At 72.7% G+C, this 21,370-nt stretch carries 20 protein-coding genes; 10 read left to right on the forward strand and 10 right to left on the reverse strand.

Annotated elements, in window-relative coordinates; genetic code table 11:
- Positions 1–4: 4 nt before the first annotated feature.
- Complete coding sequence (locus ACIQJT_RS15240; protein WP_402643516.1) at positions 5–3,316, reverse strand: AfsR/SARP family transcriptional regulator; 3,312 nt, start codon at positions 3,314–3,316, stop codon at positions 5–7.
- Between the two features lie 623 nt (positions 3,317–3,939).
- Between ACIQJT_RS15240 and ACIQJT_RS15245 the strand changes: the two genes are divergently transcribed.
- Positions 3,940–4,737 (forward strand): site-2 protease family protein, encoded by a 798-nt coding sequence (locus tag ACIQJT_RS15245; RefSeq protein WP_402643519.1) that lies wholly within the window; start codon positions 3,940–3,942, stop codon positions 4,735–4,737.
- Here ACIQJT_RS15245 and ACIQJT_RS15250 read toward each other — a convergent pair.
- On the reverse strand, positions 4,727–4,996 hold the full coding sequence (locus ACIQJT_RS15250; RefSeq protein WP_365451090.1) for a hypothetical protein: 270 nt from the start codon (positions 4,994–4,996) through the stop codon (positions 4,727–4,729). The two genes, ACIQJT_RS15245 and ACIQJT_RS15250, sit on opposite strands and share 11 nt — an antisense overlap.
- Positions 4,997–5,000: 4 nt before the next feature.
- The gene (gene npdG, locus ACIQJT_RS15255) at positions 5,001–5,708 is read right to left on the reverse strand and encodes an NADPH-dependent F420 reductase (RefSeq protein WP_402643522.1); all 708 of its coding nucleotides are present in this window, start codon (positions 5,706–5,708) and stop codon (positions 5,001–5,003) included.
- A gap of 183 nt (positions 5,709–5,891) precedes the next feature.
- Here npdG and ACIQJT_RS15260 point away from each other — a divergent pair, with 183 nt between their 5' ends.
- Positions 5,892–6,494, forward strand: coding sequence for a hypothetical protein (locus ACIQJT_RS15260; RefSeq protein ID WP_365451086.1), 603 nt, complete (start codon positions 5,892–5,894; stop codon positions 6,492–6,494).
- A gap of 93 nt (positions 6,495–6,587) precedes the next feature.
- Positions 6,588–7,844, forward strand: coding sequence for an MFS transporter (locus ACIQJT_RS15265; protein ID WP_402643724.1), 1,257 nt, complete (start codon positions 6,588–6,590; stop codon positions 7,842–7,844).
- On the opposite strand, the gene ACIQJT_RS15270 is transcribed toward ACIQJT_RS15265, so the two are convergent.
- Complete coding sequence (locus ACIQJT_RS15270) at positions 7,845–8,075, reverse strand: hypothetical protein (protein ID WP_053850503.1); 231 nt, start codon at positions 8,073–8,075, stop codon at positions 7,845–7,847.
- 58 nt (positions 8,076–8,133) lie between these two features.
- Between ACIQJT_RS15270 and map the strand changes: the two genes are divergently transcribed.
- On the forward strand, positions 8,134–8,991 hold the full coding sequence (gene map / locus ACIQJT_RS15275) for a type I methionyl aminopeptidase (protein WP_365451082.1): 858 nt from the start codon (positions 8,134–8,136) through the stop codon (positions 8,989–8,991).
- A gap of 145 nt (positions 8,992–9,136) precedes the next feature.
- The gene (locus ACIQJT_RS15280; RefSeq protein WP_365451080.1) at positions 9,137–9,784 is read left to right on the forward strand and encodes a biliverdin-producing heme oxygenase; all 648 of its coding nucleotides are present in this window, start codon (positions 9,137–9,139) and stop codon (positions 9,782–9,784) included.
- Positions 9,785–9,787: 3 nt separating this feature from the next.
- On the opposite strand, the gene ACIQJT_RS15285 is transcribed toward ACIQJT_RS15280, so the two are convergent.
- On the reverse strand, positions 9,788–10,432 hold the full coding sequence (locus ACIQJT_RS15285) for a PhzF family phenazine biosynthesis protein (protein ID WP_365451078.1): 645 nt from the start codon (positions 10,430–10,432) through the stop codon (positions 9,788–9,790).
- Between the two features lie 186 nt (positions 10,433–10,618).
- On the opposite strand from ACIQJT_RS15285, the gene efeO reads away from it, so the two are divergent.
- The 4 genes from efeO to ACIQJT_RS15305 are packed head-to-tail and all read left to right on the forward strand — an operon-like array spanning position 10,619 to position 14,859.
- A complete protein-coding gene (gene efeO, locus ACIQJT_RS15290) occupies positions 10,619–11,764 on the forward strand; it encodes an iron uptake system protein EfeO (protein WP_402643527.1) in 1,146 nt (381 codons plus the stop codon).
- A 10-nt stretch (positions 11,765–11,774) separates the two neighbouring features.
- On the forward strand, positions 11,775–13,022 hold the full coding sequence (gene efeB, locus ACIQJT_RS15295) for an iron uptake transporter deferrochelatase/peroxidase subunit (RefSeq protein WP_402643530.1): 1,248 nt from the start codon (positions 11,775–11,777) through the stop codon (positions 13,020–13,022).
- Between the two features lie 3 nt (positions 13,023–13,025).
- Complete coding sequence (gene efeU, locus ACIQJT_RS15300; RefSeq protein ID WP_365451072.1) at positions 13,026–13,898, forward strand: iron uptake transporter permease EfeU; 873 nt, start codon at positions 13,026–13,028, stop codon at positions 13,896–13,898.
- Positions 13,858–14,859 (forward strand): hypothetical protein, encoded by a 1,002-nt coding sequence (locus ACIQJT_RS15305; protein WP_402643534.1) that lies wholly within the window; start codon positions 13,858–13,860, stop codon positions 14,857–14,859. The genes efeU and ACIQJT_RS15305 overlap by 41 nt, the downstream gene beginning before the upstream one ends.
- A gap of 21 nt (positions 14,860–14,880) precedes the next feature.
- On the opposite strand, the gene ACIQJT_RS15310 is transcribed toward ACIQJT_RS15305, so the two are convergent.
- The 5 genes from ACIQJT_RS15310 to ACIQJT_RS15330 all read right to left on the reverse strand — a co-directional run bounded on the left by ACIQJT_RS15310 (position 14,881) and on the right by ACIQJT_RS15330 (position 20,212).
- Complete coding sequence (locus tag ACIQJT_RS15310; RefSeq protein WP_053850511.1) at positions 14,881–15,618, reverse strand: bifunctional DNA primase/polymerase; 738 nt, start codon at positions 15,616–15,618, stop codon at positions 14,881–14,883.
- 98 nt (positions 15,619–15,716) lie between these two features.
- A complete protein-coding gene (locus ACIQJT_RS15315) occupies positions 15,717–16,349 on the reverse strand; it encodes a TetR/AcrR family transcriptional regulator (protein WP_402643537.1) in 633 nt (210 codons plus the stop codon).
- A 233-nt stretch (positions 16,350–16,582) separates the two neighbouring features.
- Positions 16,583–17,572, reverse strand: coding sequence for a small ribosomal subunit Rsm22 family protein (locus ACIQJT_RS15320; protein ID WP_402643540.1), 990 nt, complete (start codon positions 17,570–17,572; stop codon positions 16,583–16,585).
- A 178-nt stretch (positions 17,573–17,750) separates the two neighbouring features.
- The gene (locus ACIQJT_RS15325) at positions 17,751–18,953 is read right to left on the reverse strand and encodes a serine hydrolase domain-containing protein (RefSeq protein ID WP_402643542.1); all 1,203 of its coding nucleotides are present in this window, start codon (positions 18,951–18,953) and stop codon (positions 17,751–17,753) included.
- Positions 18,878–20,212 (reverse strand): multidrug effflux MFS transporter, encoded by a 1,335-nt coding sequence (locus ACIQJT_RS15330; protein WP_402643545.1) that lies wholly within the window; start codon positions 20,210–20,212, stop codon positions 18,878–18,880. Before ACIQJT_RS15330 ends, ACIQJT_RS15325 begins: the two co-directional genes overlap by 76 nt.
- A gap of 88 nt (positions 20,213–20,300) precedes the next feature.
- Between ACIQJT_RS15330 and ACIQJT_RS15335 the strand changes: the two genes are divergently transcribed.
- Positions 20,301–21,329: a Gfo/Idh/MocA family protein gene (locus ACIQJT_RS15335; RefSeq protein WP_402643548.1), complete on the forward strand. Its 1,029-nt coding sequence runs from the start codon at positions 20,301–20,303 to the stop codon at positions 21,327–21,329.
- The last annotated feature ends 41 nt before the right edge of the window (positions 21,330–21,370 follow it).

Raw genomic sequence — 21,370 nt, forward strand, 5'->3', positions numbered from 1 at the left:
CGCGTCACACCAGGGCGGCGGCCTCCTTCGAGGAGAGGCCGTCGCCCTCCGCGTACGCCGACTCGTAGGCCGCGTCGCCGAGCACCGCGCGCAGGTCCCGCTCAGCCCTGTCCCGCAGGGTGCGCTCGATGGTCGTCGGGGCGTGCCGGGCCGGCAGCAGCGCGTCGCCCGCCCGGAGGCAGCGGGCGCCGTCCCGGGCGCGGGCGCCGCCGTCGGCCCCGGCGAGGGCCAGCCCCGCGGTGTGCAGGTACATGGTGCGCATATGGGGGGCGATGGTCAGGGCCAGTGGGTCCTCGGACTTCTCCAGCGCCCGCCGGACCAGCCGCAGACAGTCGTCGTAGCGGCCGTCCATCGCCTCCAGCCAGGCCTCCGAGCCGAGGATGAAGGCGTCGAAGATGACGAAGTGGGCGATGCCGAACTGCTGGCGCAGCAGCTTGAGCTGCTCGCGCGCCTCGGGGATGCGGCCGGTCAGACCGAGCCGGCCGGCGAGGAACATCCGGGAGGCGGGCATCGCCTCGTTGCGGGCGCCGTCCTGGTCGGCGATCACCTCGCGCAGCAGGCGCTCGCCGCGCTCGGCCTCCCCGGTCTCCAGCAGTGCGCTGCCCAGCCGGGCGTTGAGCACGGACATCTGGGCGCGGGCACCGAGCTCCTCGGCCCGCTCGATCGCCCTCTCGTAGTCGTCGGCGGCCGCGCGCCACTCGCCCTTGCGTTCATGGGCCTCGGCACGCGCGGACAGCGCCTCCGCGGTCCCCCACACATCGCCGAGCCGCTCGTAGAGCGCCAGCGCCTCCTCGGCGTCCTGGATGGCGTCGCCGGCCCAGTCCGAGCGGTTGGCCAGCAGATTGGCCCGCCACTGGAGGGCCGCCGCCAGCTCCCACTCGTAGCCCGGGGTCGCACGGCAGGTCTCGACGGTCGCCTGGATGACGGTCCGCAGCCGGTCCATGTCCCCGGTGAGCATGATGGCGAAGAACCAGAGCGAGCCCGGCATCCGGCAGGTCTGCGGCATGCCGGGCTGATAGGTGGCGGCGATGGTGCGCAGCTTGGTCTGCGCGTGCTGGTTCTGCCAGGCGTCCAGCTCGGTGTCCATGCAGGCGAGATGGACGAGGTGGGCACCGCGCCGGGCCTCCTCCAACACCTCTCCGGTCCACGGCGGCGCGGTGTCCGTGCAGCGCTCCCACACCGGTGCGGCGGGCCGGACCGGCTCGGCGAAGGGGTCGGGGCCGAGGCCCTGGACCTCGCGGGACCAGTTGCGGGCCTCGATGCGCAGGTCGCGCATCTGCCAGTACCAGGCCAGCGACAGGACCAGGCACAGCCCTTCCTGCTCGTCGCGGTCGGCCACGGCCCGGCGCAGGGCGGTACGGAGGTTCTCGTACTCCCGCTCCAGCCGCCCGATGGCGGCGAGTTGACCCGGCCCCCGCAGCAACGGGTCGGTGGTGCGGGCGAGTTCGCGGTAGTGCGTCAGATGTGCGCGCTCGGCGTCGGCACGGGCGCCGGCCTTCTCGTCGAGGCGTTCACCGGCGTACTCGCCGACGGTCTCCAGGAGCCGGTAGCGCATCTCGCCGTCCCCCGAAGGGGCCGCCACCACCAGGGACTTGTCGACGAGTGAGCCGAGCGCGTCCAGCGCGGCGGGGCCGCACACGGCCTCGGCGGCGGCCAGGTCGCAGCCGCCGGCGAACACCGACAGCCGCCGCAGGACGTCGCGTTCCTCCTCGTCGAGCAAGTCCCAGGACCAGTCGACGACGGCCCTGAGGGTCTGCTGGCGGGGCAGCACGGTACGGCTGCCGGAGGTGAGCAGCCGGAAGCGGTCGTCGAGCCGGTCGGCGATCTGCCGTGGCGTCAGCATCCGCAGCCGGGCGGCGGCGAGCTCGATGCCGAGGGGCAGTCCGTCGAGGCGCCGGCAGATCTCGGCGCAGGCCGCCGCGGTCTCCTCGTCGGCGTCGACCCGGAAGCCGGGCCGGGCGGCGGCCCCGCGCTCGGCGAGCAGCCGCAGCGCGACCGGCTCCGGCAGGGGTTCCACGGGGCGCAGCAACTCCCCCGGCACGCCGAGGGGTTCACGGCTGGTGGCCAGGACGGTCAGCCCCGGACAGCGCTCCAGGAGCGTCTCCGCCAACTGGGCGGCCGCGTCGACCACGTGCTCGCAGTTGTCGAGGATCAGCAGCATCCGACGTCGGCCGCAGTGCTCGGCGAGCCGCTCGACGGGGTCGTCGAGCCGTTCGCTGCCGGCGGCGCGCATCGCTTCGGCACCGGCGCCGTACAGCACGGTCTCGCGGGCCCCCACGGCGGTGAGCACGGCCTCGGGCACGGCGTCCGGGTCGTCGACCGGGGCGAGCTCGGCCAGCCACACCCCGTCCCGCACCGCCTCCCCCACCGCCTCGGCGGCCTCCTGCGAGAGTCGGGTCTTGCCGGCCCCGCCCGGACCGAGCAGGGTGACCAGGCGTGCGGCGGCGAGGTCCCCCCGGATCGCCTCGATGTCGGCTTCCCGGCCGACGAAGGAGGTGAGACGGGCACGAAGGTTGCCGGGCGGCGGACCCGCGGGGGCGGGGGCGCGGGACGGGTGGTGCGCGTCCGCGACGGGCCGGGGAGACGGCTGGGGCCGCAGCAACTCACCGTGCAGCGCCCGCAGTTCCGGCCCCGGGTCCGCGCCCAGCCGGTCCGCGAGGAGTTGGCGTACGGACTCGTACGCGGCCAGCGCCTCCGCGGTGCGGCCCGTGTCGCGCAGGGCACGCAGTCGCAGGGTCTGGAGGGTTTCGTCGAGGGGGTGGGTGTCGCACAGGGCGGTCAGTTCGGGCAGGGACTGGTCGGCCTGGCCGAGGGCAAGCGCGGCGGTGTGCCGGGCGCGCAGCGCGTCCAGCCGGCGGGCCTCGGCGCGGGTCGCCTCGGCCGTACGGTCGGGCAGGTCGGCCAGTGCCGGGCCGCGCCACAGGGCGAGGGCGTCGTCCAGGGCCACGGCCGCCTTCGCCGGGTCGCCGTCGGCCAGCGCCCGCAGGCCGTCTCCGGCGAGCCGCTCGAAGCGGTGCAGGTCGATGTCGTCGGGCGCGGCGGTGAGCCGGTAGCCGCCGTCCACCGAGGCGACCGCGTCCGCCCCGAGCACCCGCCTGAGCCGTCCCACCAGCGCCTGCACCGCACCCGTCGCGTCGGCGGGCGGGTCGCCGTCCCACACCTCGTCCACGAGGAGGCTCACCGGGACGGTACGGCCGGGCCGCAGCGCGAGAACGGTCAGCAGCGCACGCAGCCGCGCTCCGCCGACCGGGACGGTCGTACCGTCGGAGCGGAGTGCTTGCGTGGTGCCGAGGATGCGGTAGCGCACGGGGTCCATTGTCTCTGCTCGGGCCGGGGCCGGTCACGGGGTTGCTTCAGCGGGGGTGTCGTAGGACGGGGCGCCTAAAAGAGTGCCAGGTGGGGTCGCACGGCGGGTGCGGGCGCCTCGTGGCTTGTCGCGCAGTTCCCCGCGCCCCTGGGGGGTTGCAGTCGCCCGAGTCACGAGGGGCCGTGCGTCACGACCGGCCGTCTGACGCCTACAGGTCCGTCGTGGTTTGTCGCGCAGTTCCCCGCGCCCCTGGGTGGGTACAGCCACGCGCGCCACGAAGGGCCGTCAGTCGCGGACGGCGGTGAGGGGACGGGGTGGGGGGTGTCCGCCCGCAGCGGCCGGCGTCCGTTACCGAGCACTGTTGCAGCAGCCGAGCCGCCGGACCGAGGACGGATACCCCCCACCCCGGCACCGACCCACCCACCGGACCGCACGCGCTACACACGCCCCCACCGGACAGCGACGGGCCGCCGCAGGCATCAGGGGCGCGGGGAACTGCGCAAAACGCCCGCCCCCACCCACCCGCGGACAACACGACCCCACGGAACCCCAGCCCCACCCCCAGACGTTCTCCCCTCTGCCCGGTACCGTCAGGCCGTCCCACCGTGTGAATGTCCAGTCCAGGGAGCCCCATGACCACCGCCACCACCCGCCACAGCGACCGGCGGATCAGCCCGGTCTTCATCGGGATCTGTGCCGTGACGGCGGTGACGGGCTGGGCCACCTGGACGCGCTTCTCCGAGCAGTCCGGCATCGCCGTGTTCCTGTTCGTGACCGGCGCCTGGATCGTCTCCCTGTGCCTGCACGAGTACGCCCACGCCCGCACCGCCCTGCACAGCGGCGACATCACGATCGGCGCGAAGGGCTACCTCACGCTGAACCCGCTGAAGTACACCCACGCCCTGCTCAGCATCGTCCTCCCCGTGATCTTCGTGATCATGGGCGGCATCGGTCTCCCCGGCGGCGCGGTCTTCATCGAGCGCGACCGGATCCGCGGCCGCTGGCGGCACAGCCTGATCTCCGCGGCGGGCCCGCTCACCAACGTCCTGTTCGCCGCCGCCTGCACGGCCCCGTTCTGGCTGGGCGCCCTCGACGGCGTACCCCTGGAGTTCCGCTTCGCGCTGGCCTTCCTCGCCCTGCTCCAGGTCTCGGCGGCCCTGCTGAACTTCCTGCCGGTCCCGGGCCTGGACGGCTACGGCGTCATCGAGCCCTGGCTGTCCTACCAGGTCAAGCGCCAGGTGGAGCCCTTCGCGCCGTTCGGCCTGCTGTTCGTGTTCGCGCTGCTGTGGGTGCCGGCGGTCAACCACGCGTTCTTCGACGTGATCGACTCGATTCTGGCCTCGCTCGGCATCCACGAGCTCGAGACGTACTGCGGCCAGGACCTGTACCGGTTCTGGCAGACGAGCGATTTCTGCACGGTCAGCGGGTGACGGACTTCCCGACCCGGCCGCGCTTGACGTAGTACCAGCACATGTTGGAGGACAGCCCCGCCAGCAGCACCCACACAACCCCCAGCCAACTGCCCTGCGCGAAGGAGACGACCGCCGCCGCGACCGCGAGGAGGCAGACGACGAGGGCGTAGAGGGCGAGGCGGGGCATTTCCATGGCTCCTGTCGGGGGACACCGCTGTTCGGGGGGCACCGCTGTCCGGGGGGACACCGCTGTGCCGTGACGACCAGTGTCCCCCATCGGCTCAGACGTCCGTGACCCGCAGTCCCGCGTGCGCCTTGTACCGCCGGTTGACCGAGATCAGGTTGGCGACCAGGGCCTCCACCTGGTGGGCGTTGCGCAGCCGGCCCGCATAGATGCCGCGCATGCCGGGGATGCGGCCGGCCAGTGCCTGCACGATCTCCACGTCGGCCCGCTCCTCGCCGAGCACCATGACGTCGGTGTCGATCTCCTGGACCTCCGGGTCCTGGAGCAGCACGGCCGACAGGTGGTGGAAGGCGGCGGTGACCCGCGAGTCCGGGAGCAGGGCCGCCGCCTGCTGGGCCGCGCTGCCCTCCTCCGGCTTCAGCGCGTAGGCGCCCTTCTTGTCGAAGCCGAGCGGGTTGACGCAGTCGACGACGAGCTTGCCGGCGAGCTCCTCGCGCAGCGACTCCAGGGTCTTGCCGTGCCCGTCCCACGGCACCGCGACGATCACGATGTCGCTGCGGCGCGCGGTCTCGGCGTTGTCGGCGCCCTCGACCCCGTGTCCGAGTTCACCGGCGGCGGCCTGCGCGCGGTCGGCGGCCCGCGAACCGATGATCACCTTCTGCCCGGCGCGGGCGAGCCGGTAGGCGAGGCCCTTGCCCTGCGGCCCGGTCCCGCCGAGTACGCCGACGACGAGCCCGGAGACGTCGGGAAGGTCCCAGGGGTCCTTGGCGGGAGCCTTCTGTGCAGCACTGTCGGTAGAGGTCATGGCGCCGACTTTACGTCCGCCCCGCCCGCCCCGACCGGTCGGGTGAGCCGCGTCACGGACACCCGCCGGACGGGCGTGGGGCAGGGGTCCGGGCCCCGTGCGGGAGTCCTGCCCTGACCGGTTCGGGCGAATCCGGGGCGAACCCCGGGCCGGGCACGGGCTCTTGCGGCAGGATGCGGCCCCATGGACGCCGTACGGGTCGCGCTGCTGCGCGAAGTGCTCGCCGGGACCGAGTGGTTGGGCGCCACGCGCCGTTTCGCGGGCGTGCTGCGCGGGTCGGTGGTCTCGCACGGCGGCGGACTGCTCCTGGTCGGCACCCCGGAGTACGAACCGTGGCACCTGGCGGCCCATCTGGTCGACGAGGCCGCCTGGTCGGGCACACCGGAGCTGGCCCCCACCCTCGTACGGCACGACGCGCGGCCCTCGGACCCCGCGCACCTGTCGGTCGGACCGGGCCGGCTCGCGGCGGCCCGGCGCGGCGAGACCCTGCTCGTGGTGTCCCCGGACCGGCCGGGCGCCCCGCTTCTGGAGCAGGTGCACGACGCCCGACGGGCCGGCGCCACGGTCCTGTCCCTCGGCCCCGACGAGGGCGAACTCGCCGCGATGGCCCATGAGTCGCTGGCCGTGCCGGAGGGCACGGACCTCGATCTGGACACCGTGCAGCACCTGGTGAGCGCGGCGGCCGGGGAGAACGCCGTCCCCGCCCCGAGAGGCCGGCGGCGGTTCCGGGACCGGCTGTCGCGGCTGGCCGACGAGCTGACGGCGCCGCCCCCGGCCCGCTGGTAGCCGCGAAAAGCAGTTGCCGGACCGGCAGCCCTCCCCCGACCATGACCGGTCGTGACCGACGACGCCCCCGCCTCCCCTTCCGGCCTTCGCGCGATGCTCCCCGACCTCGCCCCGTGGCGGGCCTCCCGGGACTTCCGGCGGCTCTGGTACTCGGGGTTGGTCTCGAACTTCGGCAGCTTCCTCACCTTCGTGGCGCTGCCGGTGCAGCTCAAGGACCTGACGGGCTCGGCCGCGGCGGTGGGCGCGATCGGGGCCGTCGAGCTGCTGCCCCTCCTCGTCTTCGGCCTGTACGGGGGCGCGCTCGCGGACGCCTGGGACAAGCGGAAACTGATCGTGTGGACGGAGGCCGGGCAGGGCCTGCTCAGCGCGGGCCTGCTGCTCAACGCGCTGCTCCCGCACCCGGCCGTCTGGCCGCTGTACGTCGTCGCCGCCCTGTCCTCCGGCCTGGTCTCGGTGCAGCGGCCCGCGCTCGACTCGCTCTGGCCCCGGATCGTGGCCCACGACCACCTGCCCGCGGCGGCCTCGCTGAACTCCTTCCGCTGGACGGTCGGCGGGGTCGCGGGACCCGCGCTGGCCGGTGTCGTGGTGGCCTACGCGGGCCTGGGCTGGGCGTACGGCGCCGACCTGCTGACCTTCGTCGTCTCGGTCGCCCTGGTCGTGCGGATCGCGCCGGCCCCGGCCTCCCACGAGGCGGCGAAGCCCTCCCTGCGGTCGATCGTGGAGGGTGCCCGGTACGCGTGGAGCCGCAAGGAACTGCTCGGCACCTACGCCGTCGACCTGGCCGCGATGTTCCTGGCGATGCCGCTGGCCGTCCTGCCGTTCCTGGCGGACGAGCTGGACGCCCGGTGGTCGCTGGGCCTGATGTACGCGTCCGTCCCGCTCGGCGCGCTGCTGGTGAGCCTGGTCAGCGGCTGGACGGGACGGGTGCACCGGCACGGGCGGATGGTGGTCCTGGCCGCGGCCCTGTGGGGTCTGGCGATCGCGGCGGCCGGGGTGATGAGCAATGTCTGGCTGGTGCTGTTGTTCCTGACCGTGGCCGGAGGCTGCGACATGGTCAGCGGGATCTTCCGGGGGATCATGTGGAACCAGACGATCCCGGACGAGCTGCGCGGGCGGCTCGCCGGGATCGAACTGCTGTCGTACTCGGTGGGTCCTACCGTCGGCCAGGTCCGCAGCGGTGGTTTCGCCGCGTGGTGGGGCGTGCGGGCCTCCGTCTGGTCGGGCGGGGTGCTGTGCGCGGGGGCGGTGGGCCTGCTGGCGCTGTGCCTGCCGAAGCTGATGACCTACGACGCCCGCACGGACGAGCACGCGGCCCGGGTACGGGACCAGCGGGCCGCGGCCCGGGTGTGATCAGTCGTCCTCCCGGCCCCCCGCCGGGGCGTCGTGCCACTTGGGGTCGTTCTCCCACTCGAGGTTGCGCTCCCGGGCCGTCTCCATCGCGTGCTCGGCCTCCTTGCGGCTCGCGTACGGGCCGAAGCGGTCCTTGGCCGGGCACTGGGGCCCCTCCTCGACCTTCTTGTGCTCCAGGCAGTAGAACCATTCGCCCGGCTTGCCGGCCGCGCGCTTCTTGAACAGTGGCATGACCTGCTCCTCTCGCCACGGACATGTTCCCCCATCGCCGCTGGATAGACTCGTCCGCATGTCTGGCCAGTCGCTGCTCGTGCCCGGGGAGCTGTCCCCCACCCGTTCCGTGCCCGGAAACATCCGCCGCCCCGAGTACGTCGGCAAGCCCGCGCCGGCGCCGTACACGGGTCCGGAGGTGCAGACCCCGGAGACCGTCGAGGCGATGCGGACCGCCGGCCGTATCGCGGCCCGGGCGATGGCGGAGGCGGCGAAGCTGATCGCTCCCGGGGTGACCACCGACGAACTGGACAAGGTGGCGCACGAGTACATGTGCGACCACGGCGCCTACCCGTCGACGCTCGGCTACCGGGGTTTCCCGAAGTCGCTGTGCACGAGCGTCAACGAGGTGATCTGCCACGGCATTCCGGACTCCACCGTGCTCCGGGACGGCGACATCATCAACCTCGACGTGACGGCGTACATCGGCGGGGTGCACGGCGACAACAACGCGACGTACCTGGTCGGCGACGTGGACGAGGAGAGCCGGCTGCTGGTCGAGCGGACCCGGGAGTCGCTGGCCCGCGCGATCAAGGCGGTCAAGCCGGGCCGCCAGATCAACATCATCGGCCGCGTGATCGAGTCGTACGCCAAGCGCTTCGGCTACGGAGTCGTCCGCGACTTCACGGGCCACGGCATCAACTCCTCCTTCCACAGCGGCCTGATCATCCCGCACTACGACAGCCCGCACGCGACGACGGTGATCCAGCCCGGCATGACGTTCACGATCGAGCCGATGCTGACGCTCGGGACGCACGAGTACGACATGTGGGACGACGGCTGGACGGTCGTCACGAAGGACCGCAAGCGGACCGCCCAGTTCGAGCACACGCTGGTGGTGACGGAGACCGGCGCGGAGATCCTGACGCTGCCGTAGTCCCCATCGCCCGTGCCCGCCCTCTGCCGAGGGCGGGCTTTTCGTTGCCCGCACGGGTTTTTACCGACAGACCGTCGGGAAGGTTGCCGACAGAAAGTCGGCAAAGCATTGACTTAGGTAACCCTAACCACCGAGACTCTCCCCCATGGACTCGTTCTCCACACTCATCCGCACCGCGTCCCACGAGCAGCACGTGGAGGCGGAGACCTCGACCTTCATGAGCGACCTGCTCGGCGGCCGGCTCGGCATCGACGCGTACACGCGCTACACCGAGCAACTGTGGTTCGTCTACGAGGCGCTGGAGACCGGGGCCGGGAAACTGGCGTCGGACCCGGTGGCGGGCGCCTTCGTCCGGCCCGAGCTGTTCCGGCTGCGGGCGCTGGAGCGGGACCTGGCGCACCTGCGGGGACCGGAGTGGCGGGCGCAACTGTCCGCGCTTCCCGCCACCCGGGCGTACGCGGACCGGGTGCGTGCCTGCGCGGAGACCTGGCCGGCCGGATACATCGCGCACCACTACACGCGCTACCTGGGCGACCTCTCCGGCGGGCAGATCATCCGGGACCGGGCGGAGAAGACCTGGGGGTTCGAGAAGAAGGGCGACGGCGTGCGCTTCTACGTCTTCGAGGAGATCCCCAACCCCGCCGCCTTCAAGCGGGGTTACCGGGAACTGCTGGACGCGGTGCGCGCGGACGACCTGGAGAGGCAGCGGATCGTCGCGGAGTGCAAGCGGGCGTTCGCCCTGAACACCGGGGTGTTCAGGGCACTGGGCGAGGAGTTCCCGCTGTCCGCCTGAGGCTCAGCGCTCCAGGAGGACCCGGCCTCCCACCTCGACCCAGTCCCCCGGCTGAGGGGCGGTGAGGATCTGGGAGCCGGCGCCCTGGACGATGTTCAGCGCCCGCCCGAGCCCGGCGGTGAGCTGAATGGCCGCGGCACCGGTGGCCTCGTCCTCCTCGACGCCGTCACCCCGGCCGGGGAAGCCGCGGGCCCGGACCCGGCCGGCGGCCTCGTCCTCCCAGGCCCAAGCGTAGATCCACTCCCCCGGCGCCGGCACGGCGAGGTCGTCCACCTCGGCCGCGGTGCCGTACTGGCGGAAGGTCCGCGGCGCAGCCCACTCGGCGCGCGCCTCGATCCAGCTGAACTCCCCGTCGAGCCGGGTGCCCACGACCCCGGCGGGCGTGACGAGCTCGGGCACGTCGAGCAGCCAGGCGGCCCCGACGCAGGGGTACCCGGCGAACGGCAGCCGCAGGGAGGGGGTGTAGATGTCGATGACGCCCCGCTCGGGATCGTCGACGAACACGGTCTCGCTGAAGCCGAGCTTCGCGGCGAACGCCTGTCGCTCGTCCCGGTCCGGCATCACGGACCCCTCGCGGACGACGCCCAGCTCATTGCCGTAGCCGCCGTTCGGCGCGCAGAAGACGCGCAGCACGTCGTAGTCAGTCACGGGGGAATTGAAGCATTCGCGGCCCCGGGGGCCGGACGTGGGCGGCCGGTGCCGGGAGGGATCCTCCTGTACCTCCACCAGGGCCCCCTTGAATCTCCCTTGACTCTTACTTGACTTTTAATTGGGGCCATACATAGATAAGGCTCATATAAGTTAGGCGAGCCTATCCAACCCTCGGGAGCTCGTATGCGCGCCGTCAGACTGTCCGTCGTCACCGTCACCGCCGTGGCGGCACTGACCGCCGTCACGGGCTGCACGGAGAAGGGAAGCTCCGGCGACAGCGACCACGTGATCGACGTGACCGCCACGGACAGCAAGTGCGAGGTCTCCAAGAAGGAGTTCCCGGCCGGCCACCTGGAGCTCGCGATCGAGAACAAGGGCTCCAAGGTCACCGAGGTCTACGTCCTGTTCCCGGACGACCGGATCGTCACCGAGCGCGAGAACATCGGCCCCGGCACCAAGCAGAAGGTCACCGCCGAGGTGAAGGCCGGCGACTACACGATCGCCTGCAAGCCCGGCATGAAGGGCGACGGCATCCGCCAGGCGGTCAAGGCCACCGGCGGGACCGCCGCCAAGCGCGACCCGCGGCTGGACGCGGCCGTCGCCGCCTACCGCAAGTACGCGCAGGAGCAGGCCGACGCGACCCTGCCGCTGGCGAAGACCTTCGCCGCCGCGGTCAAGGCCGGTGACCTGGAGGCCGCCAAGAAGGCCTACGCCCCCTCCCGCATCGGCTGGGAGCGCACCGAGCCGGTCGCGGAGTCCTTCGGCGACATCGACCCGAAGGTCGACGTCCGGGCCGACGGCCTGGAGGACGGCCAGAAGTGGACCGGCTGGCACCGCCTGGAGAAGTCCCTCTGGCAGGACAAGAAGATCACCGCCGAGGACAAGACCCTCGCCGACCAGCTCATCACCGACCTCACCGACTGGCAGAAGCGGGTCGGCAAGGCGGACATCACCCCCACCTCCATGGCCAACGGCGCCAAGGAGCTCCTCGACGAGGTCGCCACCGGCAAGGTCACCGGCGAGGAGGAGCGCTACTCGCACACCGACCTCGTCGACTTCAAGGCCAACGTGGAGGGCGCCGAGAAGTCGTACGAGCTGCTGAAGCCGGTCGCCGAGGAGAACGACGCGGCCCTGGTCACCGAGCTCGACAAGCAGTTCGCGGCGCTCGACACGCTGCTGGACAAGTACCGCGCCGACAAGACGTCGTACGACTTCACCTCGTACGACAAGGTCGGCGCCGCCGATCGCAAGGAGCTGTCGGACGCGGTGAACGCGCTCGCGGAGCCGCTGTCCAAGCTCGCCGCCGCCGTCGTCACCAAGTCCTCCTGAGGCCGAGGCCATGACGGACGAAGCACACTCCACGTCTCCCTCGCGGCGGGCCCTCATCGGCTGGGGCGGGGCCGGGCTCGCGCTCGGTGCCGCCGCGGCCGGCGGCGCGGTCGCGATGACCCGCTCCGGCGACGACATCGCCCCGACGGCCGCCGAGGCCGGTGCCGCCGTGGAGTTCCACGGCGCCCACCAGGCGGGTATCGCCACGCCCGTGCAGGACCGGCTGCACTTCGCCGCGTTCGACGTGACGACCGACGACCGCGCCGAGTTCGTGCGGATGCTCAAGGACTGGACGGCCGCGGCCCGCCGGATGACCGCGGGCAAGGCGGTCGGGGACGGGGCGTACGGCGGTCTCGCCGAGGCACCCCCGGACGACACCGGGGAGGCGCTGGGGCTGAAGCCGTCGCGGCTGACGCTCACCATCGGCTTCGGGCCGTCCCTGTTCGAGAAGTTCGACCTGGCCGACCGGCGGCCCGAGGCGCTCGTCGACCTCCCGCAGTTCGCCGGGGACAACCTCGACAAGAACCGCAGCGGCGGCGACCTGTGCGTCCAGGCCTGCGCGGACGACCCGCAGGTCGCCGTGCACGCCATCCGCAACCTCGCCCGGATCGGCTTCGGCAAGGTCGTCATCAGGTGGTCCCAGCTCGGCTTCGGCAAGACGTCCTCGACCACGCCCGACGCGCAGACCCCGCGCAATCTGATGGGCTTCAAGGACGGCACCCGCAACATCGCGGGCACCGAGACGGACCGGCTGAAGAAGTTCGTGTGGGCCGACGGCAAGGACAGGGCCTGGATGGCCGGCGGCTCCTACCTCGTCGCCCGCCGCATCCGCATGCACATCGAGACCTGGGACCGCACCTCGCTCCAGGAGCAGGAGGACATCTTCGGCCGCGACAAGGGCGAGGGCGCCCCGGTCGGCAAGGCGAAGGAGCGCGACGAGCCGTTCCTGCCGGCGATGAAGCCCGACGCGCACGTCCGGCTCGCGCACCCCGACTCCAACGGCGGGGCGACGATCCTGCGCCGCGGATACTCCTTCACCGACGGCACGGACGGCCTCGGCCGGCTGGACGCGGGACTGTTCTTCCTCGCGTACCAGAAGGACGTCCGCGAGGGCTTCATCCGGATCCAGCGCCACCTGTCCACCGATGCGCTCAACGAGTACATCCAGCACGTGGGTTCAGCGGTCTTCGCCATCCCGCCCGGCGTCCGTGACAAGGACGACTGGTGGGGCAGCACGCTGTTCGCCGAGGAGGGCTGACCCGTGTTCTCCAACTACCTGATCGGTCTGCGCGAGGGCCTGGAGGCGTCTCTCGTCGTCTGCATCCTCATCGCCTACCTGGTGAAGACCGGCCGCCGGGACGCCCTGCGGCCCATCTGGATCGGCATCGGCGTCGCGGTCGCGCTCGCCCTCGGCTTCGGGTGCGCACTCGAGTTCGGCTCGCAGGAGCTGACGTTCGAGGCGCAGGAGGCGCTCGGCGGCTCCTTGTCGATCCTCGCGGTCGGCCTGGTCACCTGGATGGTCTTCTGGATGCGGCGCACCGCCCGGCACCTGAAGTCCGAGCTGCACGGCAAGCTGGACGCGGCCCTTCAGATGGGCACCGGTGCCCTGGTCGCCACCGCGTTCCTGGCCGTCGGCCGGGAGGGCCTGGAGACCGCCCTGTTCGTGTGGGCGTCGGTGCGCGCGGCCGGGGACGGCACCCCGCGCCCGCTGATCGGCGTGGCCCTGGGCATCCTGACGGCGGTCGTCCTCGGCTGGCTGTTCTACCGCGGCGCCCTGCGCATCAACCTGGCCAAGTTCTTCACCTGGACCGGCGGCATGCTGGTCGTCGTGGCGGCGGGCGTGCTGGCGTACGGCTTCCACGACCTCCAGGAGGCGGACTGGCTGCCCGGCCTGAACGACAGGGCCTTCGACATCAGCGACACCGTCCCGCCGGACAGCTGGTACGGCACGCTCCTCAAGGGCGTGTTCAACTTCCAGCCGGACCCGACCGTCCTTCAGGTCACGGTGTGGCTGCTGTACTTGGTCCCGACGCTCGCGCTGTTCCTCGCCCCGGTAGGGTTCGCCTCCGGGAAGGGGAAGGTGAAGGCACCTGATGAGCAGGGATCGCGGCCCTCGAAGGCTCCGCAGGCTTGACCGGAGCGCACTGATAGCAGCCTCCGTGACCGCTTTGTCGTTGACGGCGAGCGGATGCGTGGTGGTGCACGGCGAGCGGGAGGTGCTTCCCGCGACCACCCAGGCGGAGGCCGCCAAGGCGCTCCAGCAGTTCACGAACGCGTACAACGCGGCGGACAAGGCGTACGACAGCTCGCTGGACGCCGCCCACGTCACCGGCGCGCTCGGCGCCATCGACGCGGCGCGGCTGAAGGCCGGCAAGGCCAACAGCCCGGACGGCAACCCCTCGCACACCCCGCTGAAGCTGTCGGACGTGACGTACACCATCCCGAAGAAGGCGGGCTGGCCGCGCTGGTTCGTCGCCGACGCGGCCGGCAACAAGGGCGGCACCGCGCGCTGGCTGCTCGTGTTCACCCGGGACGCACTGGACGAGCCGTTCCAGGTGGCGTACCTGACGCTGGTGGCCGAGGGCAAGGTCCCGGAGTTCGAGAAGGACGCGGACGGCTGGGCCGAGGCGGTCCCGGCGGACTCGACCGGGCTGGCCGTCGAGCCCGGCGACCTGAGCACGAAGTACGTGAGTTATCTGAAGAGCGGCGGGAACGTCTTCGCGAACGGAGCGCACACCAGTGTGTGGCGGGCGGACCGGGCGAAGGACGCCATCAGGCCGGGGCTGGCCACCCAGTACCTCGACGAGCCGCTGGCGAACGACGCCTACGCGCCGCTGGCGCTGCGCACGAAGGACGGCGGGGCACTGGTGTTCTTCGCCACGCACCACTACGTCAAGGAGACGGCCCACTCCGGTACGTCGGTGCCCGACCCCGGTGACGCCGTGCTCGCGCTGACGACCGGCGAGATCAAGCAGTCGCTGACGATGCAGTTCGTCTCCAACGAGGTCGCGCTCGACCCGCCGAAGGGTGCGGGCGACCAGCGGGTCGACGTGCTCGGGCGGATCCAGGGACTGACGTCCGCGCAGGGCTCGTAGGGGCCGGTCCGGGGCGGTCCGCTACCGGCGCAGGGGCCAGGCCGCGTTCGCGTGGTCCGGCTCCTCGCCCACGTGCCGGGCACAGGCGTCGGTGAGGACTTCGAGCAGGCTCAGCGGGTCGGGCAGCGGGTGTTCGAGGCCGCGGACCCAGTGCACGGCCTGGTCGCCGGGCAGCCGGGCGGGCGGTACGAGGACGTAGGAGCCCCGGCAGTGCCAGCGCAGGCCGGGGTGTTCGTCCGCGGTCTCGGGGTGGCAGTCCAGCTCGCACGGCCACCACTCGTCCTCGTCCTCGGGGGTGCCGCGGGTGAGGGTGAAGAAGAGGAGCCGTCCGTCGTCGCTCTCGGCGACCGGGCCGACCTCGACGCCGGCGGCCAGGAGCCGCTCCAGGGCCTCCCGGCCGGCCTCCAGGGGGACGTCGAGGACGTCGTGGACCATGCCGGTCGCGGTGATGAAGTTGGCCTGCGGCTGGTGCCGGGCCCAGCGCTCGATCTGGGCGCGGTCGGTGGTCGACTGGGTCTGCCAGGCGAAGGACACCGGGTGCCTGGCGGGTGTGGGACAGCCGACGCGGTCGCAGGAGCACCGGTATCCGGGGGCGGGATGCGCGGCGGGCGCCAGCGGGAGTCCCGCTGAGGCGGCGGCCAGCAGCAGGGCCTCACGACCGCCGTCGTCCCCGGCGGCGGCCTCCTTGGGCCTGCGCCCGCGCAGCCACTGGGAGAGTTTGCCCTGCAGGCCGGTCCGGCCCCCCGACTCCGCGCTCATCTACCACCCTCGCCTCGCTGTCGTGCGGAACAGCATGCCTCATGGTCCCACCTTCCGATGCTCCGGGGGGCCCTGAGCGGATATGAGGGGTTGGGAACCTATGCCCGGGGTGCGATGCCGTTCAGGGCGTAGTCGACGAGGGTGTCGGTGTAGTCGTAGCTGATCGGGCCGGTGTGCTGGAGCCAGCGCTGGGCGAGGGGGGAGACCCACAGTTCGAGCGCGATGCGCGGGTCGATCTCGGGGCGCACCTGGCCGGCCTCCTGGGCGGCGCGCAGCCGGTCGACGTAGAGCTGGAGCGAGGGTTCGAGGAGTTGGGCCACGAAGGCCCGGCCGACCTGCTCGTTGACGACTCCCTCGGCGGCCAGGGCGCGGGAGGGTGCCTCGAAGCGGGGGTCCTTGAGCTGGTCCACGGTGAGGCGCAGGACGGCCTTGAGGTCCGCGGCCAGGTCACCGGTGTCCGGGATGGCGTGGGCCGCGTCGGGACCGGCCTCCCGGGCCGCCTGCTCGCTCAGGTCGAGGAACGCCTCCATCAGCACCTCCGCCTTCGACGACCACCAGCGGTAGATCGTCTGCTTGCCGACACCGGCGCGCGCGGCGATCCCCTCGATCGTGGTCCTGGGGTAGCCGACCTCGGCGACCAGGTCGAGGGCGGCGTCGTAGATGGCGCGGCGGGACCTCTCGCTGCGCCGGGTGGTGTCGGGGGCGGGCTGCTTCGAGCTCTGGGTGGCCATGGGGCGAACTTACCAGGTTGACAAGACGGTGCGTCTCGCCGGATAGTAAGGGTTCATTAGACGAGACGATACGTCTCGTTCCCTTCTGGTTGCGGAAAAGGAGCAGGTCATGACACGAGGTGGAGCGGGCGGCATGCTCGGAGTCGGCGGCACCCGCAGCAACATCGGCCGCAAGGCGCTGCGCGGCGGTGACCGCGGCGGCCGGATCGGCGGTGCGCGGGACCCGCCCGGGGCTAGTGGCCGGCCGGGGGCCAGCCGTCGCCCCACGAGGCGTCCCTCGCCGCCTTGTACAGGTCGCCGTGCCGCTTGGTGACCGTACGGCGGCTCAGCCGCTCGTCGGGTTCGCAGAGGTCGAGCAGGACCTGCCCCTTGCGGATCTGCGGGCGGCGGATCACCCGGGTGGGCACCGGGGTGGCGGGAAGCCGGGTGGCCGCCACATAGCTGAACTTCTCGTCCTCGTACGGCAGTGAGCCCCCCTTGGCCTGGCGGTGCAGGGAGGAGCGGCTGACCCGCGCCGAGAAGTGGCACCAGTCCTCGCCGGGGGCGATCGGGCAGGCGGCGCTGTGGGGGCAGGGCGCGGCGACGCGGAAACCGGCGGTGACGAGACGGTCGCGGGCCTCGATGACGCGGGCGTACCCGGCGGGGGTCCCGGCCTCGACGATCACGACCGCCTGCGCCGACGCCGCCGCGGTGTCGACGAGGGCGGTGCGGTCGGCCGGGGTGATCTCGTTGAGGACGTACGAGACGGTGACCAGGTCCGTCGTGGGCAGGGCGAGGTCCGAGCCGATCCTGGCGCGTTGCCAGCGGGCGTCCCCCAGGGCGGGGTTGGCCGCGGCGATCTCCCGGCCGAGGGCGAGCGCGGGGTCGGACCAGTCGAGCACGGTGACCGCCCGGTCCCCCGGCCAGGTGGCGGCGACGGCCCAGGTCGCGGCCCCGGTGCCGCCGCCGACATCGACGTGGTCGGCGGGCGTCCAGCCCGGGACCGCCCCGGCGAACGCCTCCAGCGCCGCGTGCACCGCCTCGAAGGTGGCGGGCATCCGGTAGGCGGCGTAGGCGGCCACGTCCGCCCGGTCCCGCAGGATGGGGCTGTCGGTGGGAGTGGCTCCCCGGTAGTGGCCGATCAGCCGCTCCACCGCCTGAGCGGCCTGCTTCGGGGGAAGCCCGTCGAGAAGACCGGCAAGGGCGGCACGAAGGGTTTCGGCTGGCGAGGCGGGGACGTTCACCCGGCGATTCTAGGCGCGGGGTACGCGGCCGCCTGCCCAGGCCGGGTGCCCGGACGGGGGGCGCGGAGGGACGCGGCTCCTACCCAAGTCCGGTGCCCCCGGGCGGTACGACGGCGAGGGGGGCGGTCGTCCGGGGCGACGGCCGGTGCACGGCGCGGTCGCCCCCCCCCCGCATTCCTCACGTGCCGCGTACCGCGCGGGCCAGTCTTGTCGCCGTGTTCGCCCGGGGGGTGTTGTCCGGGGGGCGTCTTCTCGGGTGGACCGTGTTGGCCAGGAGGACCACGAACGTGTCGGTCGACGGGTCCAGGACCAGGGACGTGCCCGTGAAGCCCGTGTGGCCCGCCGCTCCGCGTCCCGCCAGTTCGCCCATGAACCACTTCTGGTCGATGGCGAAGCCGAGCCCCGGCGGGGTCAGCAGCAGTTCCACGAAGTCCGGGCCGAGGATGCGGGCGGGGCCGTACGCGCCGCCCGCCAGCAGGGCCCGGCAGAAGATCGCGAGGTCGCGCGCGGTGGAGAAGAGGCCCGCGTGGCCCGCCACGCCGCCCAGCGCCCACGCGTTCTCGTCGTGGACCACGCCCCGCAGCATCCCCCGGTCCGCCTTGGCCCACGGCCGGCGCTGGTCCTCCGTGGCCGCCGCCTGCGGGCAGGGGCCGAAGCGGGTGGAGGTCATGCCGAGGGGGCGGGTGATGCCGTCGCGGACAAGGACGTCGAGGCGGCGGCCGGTGATGCGTTCGAGGACGTGCTGGAGGAGGAGCGGGTTGAGGTCGGAGTAGGTGTAGGTGCCGGGGACCCCGATGGGCGGCTCGGCGCGCAGGAGGTCCAGGCGGCCCGCGTCGTCGTCGCAGTCGTAGAGGGGCAGTTCGGGGCGCAGTCCCGAGGTGTGGGTGAGCAGCTCGCGCACGGTGATGCCGTGGGTCACCGCCGCCGTGAACTCCGGGAGGTACGCGCCCACCCTCGCGTCGATGCCCAGCGTGCCCCGCTCGATCTGCTGCACCGCGGCCACGGCCGTGAACAGCTTGGTGAGGGACGCCAGGTCGAAGGGGGTGTCCACGCGGACCGGGACGCGTGCCTCGGGGGGCAGTTCCACGCCCGCGTCGGCCTCGGGGTCGTAGGACGCGTAGCGCACGGCCCAGCCCGACGCCTCCTGCACGGCGATCACCGGGCCGCGCCCCGCGACCAGTACGGCGCCGGGGGCCCAGGGGCGTTCACCGGTGGTGAGGGCGTGGAACTCCCGGACGAGGTGCTGGAGTTCCTCGGGGTCGAGGCCGGCTCGTTCCGGTGTGTCGACGCGCAGTCTCGGTGCGCTCAGCTCTCCTCCCCCGTTCTCGGATCCGTTCGGACGGCGGGACCCCCGTCCTCCGCGGTCGCACGCCTGTTCCAAGGACGGCACATTGCCATGAAACACAGCAGCGCTACCAGTGCGGCCGCCAGCTGGACGACCGCCATCGGGACGGCGGTGTCCTCCCCTGCCATCCCCACCAGCGGGGACGCGATCGCGCCGATGAGGAAGGAGGACGTACCGAGCAGGGCGGACGCCGACCCGGCGGAGTGCTTGGTGCGCAGCAGGGCGAGGGACTGGGCGTTGGGCAGGGTGACACCCATCGCGGACATCAGGACGAAGAGACCGGCGGCGACGGGGAACAGTCCCACCTCGCCGAAGACCCCGGTCGTCATCAGCAGCAGCGCCGCGGCCGCCGCCGTCACGACGAGCAGCCCCACGCCCAGGACCCGGTCCAGGCCGACCCGGCCCACCAGCACCTTGCCGTTGATCTGGCCGACCACGACGAGTCCCACGGAGTTCACGCCGAACAGCAGGCTGAACGTCTGCGGGGAGGCGCCGTAGATCTCCTGGACCACGAACGGGGACGCCGAGATGTAGGCGAACAGCGCGGCGAAGGCGAAGCCGCCGGTGAGCATGTAGCCGGTGAACGGCAGGTCGGCGAGGAGGCGGCGCATGGAGTGCAGGGCGTCGGCGACACCGCCGGTGTGCCGCTCGGCGGCCGGGAGGGTCTCGGGCAGCCGCGCCCACACCAGGGCGGCGAGCAGGGCCCCGACGGCCGTCAGGACCACGAACACGCCCCGCCAGTCCGTCACCCGCAGGATCTGCCCGCCGACCAGCGGCGCCACGATCGGCGCGACCCCGCCGATCAGCATGAGGGTGGAGAAGAACCGGGCCATCGCGACCCCGTCGTACAGGTCCCGGACCACCGCCCGGGCGATCACTATGCCCGCCGCGCCCGCGAGACCCTGCACCAGCCGGAAGCCGACCAGGAACTCCACGGTCGGCGCGAGGGCGCACAGCGCGGTGGCGACGACGTACACGAGGAGGCCGGCCAGCAGCGGGCGCCTGCGGCCCCAGCGGTCGCTCATCGGGCCGACCACCAGCTGCCCGAGCGCCATGCCGAGCAGACAGGCGGTGAGGGTGAGCTGGACGGTGGCGGCGGGCGCCCGCAGCGAGTCGGTGACCTCCGGCAGCGACGGCAGGTACATGTCCATCGCCAGCGGGGGTGTGGCGGTGAGGCCGCCGAGGAGCAGGGTGACCAGGAGGCCGGTGCGGCGCACCGCCGCGGCGGGCGGTTCCGTGTCCGGTACGGCCGCCCGCTGCTCCAGGTGCGGTGTCGGTGCCCCCTGCTCGGGCATGTGCCCCTCCCTCTCCCGGTGATCCGCCACCTATGCTCTCAGCTCGTACAGGGTGGCGAGGATCAGGTGAGCGAGGGTGGGGCCGGGAATGACGGAGCAGAGCGTGCGCTGGGGGATTCTGGCGACGGGCGGGATCGCGGCGGCGTTCACCGCGGACCTGGTGGATCTGCCGGACGCGGAGGTGGTCGCGGTGGCCTCCCGGTCCGAGGCCTCGGCGAAGGCGTTCGCGGAACGGTTCGGGATCGAGCGGGCGTACGGCGACTGGGGCGCCCTCGCGGAGGACACGGACATCGATGTCGTGTACGTGGCCACCCCGCACGCGGCGCATCGCGCGGCCGCCGGGCTGTGTCTGACCGCCGGCCGCAACGTCCTGTGCGAGAAGGCGTTCACGCTGAACGCGCGCGAGGCCGAGGAGCTGGTCGGGTTCGCGAAGGAGCACGGGCGCTTCCTCATGGAGGCCATGTGGATGTACTGCAACCCGCTGGTCCGGCGGCTGAAGGCACTCGTCGACGACGGCGCGATCGGTGAGGTGCGCACGGTGCAGGCCGACTTCGGGCTCGCCGGCCCCTTCCCGCCCTCGCACCGGCTGCGGGACCCCGCGCAGGGCGGGGGCGCGCTGCTGGACCTCGGGGTGTACCCGGTGTCGTTCGCGCATCTGCTGCTCGGGGAGCCCTCGGACGTCACGGCGAAGGCGGTGCTGTCCGAGGAGGGCGTGGACCTCCAGACGGGCGCGCTGCTCTCCTGGGACAGCGGGGCGCTGGCCTCCCTGCACTGCTCGCTGACCGGCGGCACCGCCACGATCGCGTCGGTCACCGGCTCGCTGGGCCGGATCGACATCCCGAACGGCTTCTTCCACCCGGACCGTTTCGTCCTGCACCGCGACGGCCGTGACCCGGAGGAGTTCGTCGCCGACCCGGCCGACGGCCCCCGCAACAGCCTCAAGCACGAGGCCCGCGAGGTCATGCGCGCCCTGCGCGCCGGCGAGACGGAGTCCCCCCTGGTCCCCCTGGAGGGCACCCTCGCGGTGATGCGCACCCTGGACGCGGTACGCGACCGGATCGGCGTGCGCTACCCGGGAGAGCCCGCCGCAAGGGTCACGGCACCGGCGTCCGCCTGAGACAGGGCTTTCGTCCGGCGGCGGTTCACCTACGCTGCGGG

The organism is Streptomyces sp. NPDC091972, from assembly GCF_044756385.1.
Classification (GTDB): Bacteria; Actinomycetota; Actinomycetes; order Streptomycetales; family Streptomycetaceae; genus Streptomyces.

Excerpts from the sequence above, each read along its gene's own strand:
- ACIQJT_RS15240 (WP_402643516.1), bottom strand. The coding sequence starts at position 3,316 with ATGGACCCCGTGCGCTACCGCATCCTCGGCACCACGCAAGCACTCCGC.
- ACIQJT_RS15245 (WP_402643519.1), top strand. The coding sequence starts at position 3,940 with ATGACCACCGCCACCACCCGCCACAGCGACCGGCGGATCAGCCCGGTC.
- ACIQJT_RS15250 (WP_365451090.1), bottom strand. The coding sequence starts at position 4,996 with ATGGGGGACACTGGTCGTCACGGCACAGCGGTGTCCCCCCGGACAGCG.
- npdG (WP_402643522.1), bottom strand. The coding sequence starts at position 5,708 with ATGACCTCTACCGACAGTGCTGCACAGAAGGCTCCCGCCAAGGACCCC.
- ACIQJT_RS15260 (WP_365451086.1), top strand. The coding sequence starts at position 5,892 with ATGGACGCCGTACGGGTCGCGCTGCTGCGCGAAGTGCTCGCCGGGACC.
- ACIQJT_RS15265 (WP_402643724.1), top strand. The coding sequence starts at position 6,588 with ATGCTCCCCGACCTCGCCCCGTGGCGGGCCTCCCGGGACTTCCGGCGG.
- ACIQJT_RS15270 (WP_053850503.1), bottom strand. The coding sequence starts at position 8,075 with ATGCCACTGTTCAAGAAGCGCGCGGCCGGCAAGCCGGGCGAATGGTTC.
- map (WP_365451082.1), top strand. The coding sequence starts at position 8,134 with ATGTCTGGCCAGTCGCTGCTCGTGCCCGGGGAGCTGTCCCCCACCCGT.
- ACIQJT_RS15280 (WP_365451080.1), top strand. The coding sequence starts at position 9,137 with ATGGACTCGTTCTCCACACTCATCCGCACCGCGTCCCACGAGCAGCAC.
- efeO (WP_402643527.1), top strand. The coding sequence starts at position 10,619 with ATGCGCGCCGTCAGACTGTCCGTCGTCACCGTCACCGCCGTGGCGGCA.
- efeB (WP_402643530.1), top strand. The coding sequence starts at position 11,775 with ATGACGGACGAAGCACACTCCACGTCTCCCTCGCGGCGGGCCCTCATC.
- ACIQJT_RS15305 (WP_402643534.1), top strand. The coding sequence starts at position 13,858 with ATGAGCAGGGATCGCGGCCCTCGAAGGCTCCGCAGGCTTGACCGGAGC.
- ACIQJT_RS15310 (WP_053850511.1), bottom strand. The coding sequence starts at position 15,618 with ATGAGCGCGGAGTCGGGGGGCCGGACCGGCCTGCAGGGCAAACTCTCC.
- ACIQJT_RS15315 (WP_402643537.1), bottom strand. The coding sequence starts at position 16,349 with ATGGCCACCCAGAGCTCGAAGCAGCCCGCCCCCGACACCACCCGGCGC.
- ACIQJT_RS15330 (WP_402643545.1), bottom strand. The coding sequence starts at position 20,212 with ATGCCCGAGCAGGGGGCACCGACACCGCACCTGGAGCAGCGGGCGGCC.
- ACIQJT_RS15335 (WP_402643548.1), top strand. The coding sequence starts at position 20,301 with ATGACGGAGCAGAGCGTGCGCTGGGGGATTCTGGCGACGGGCGGGATC.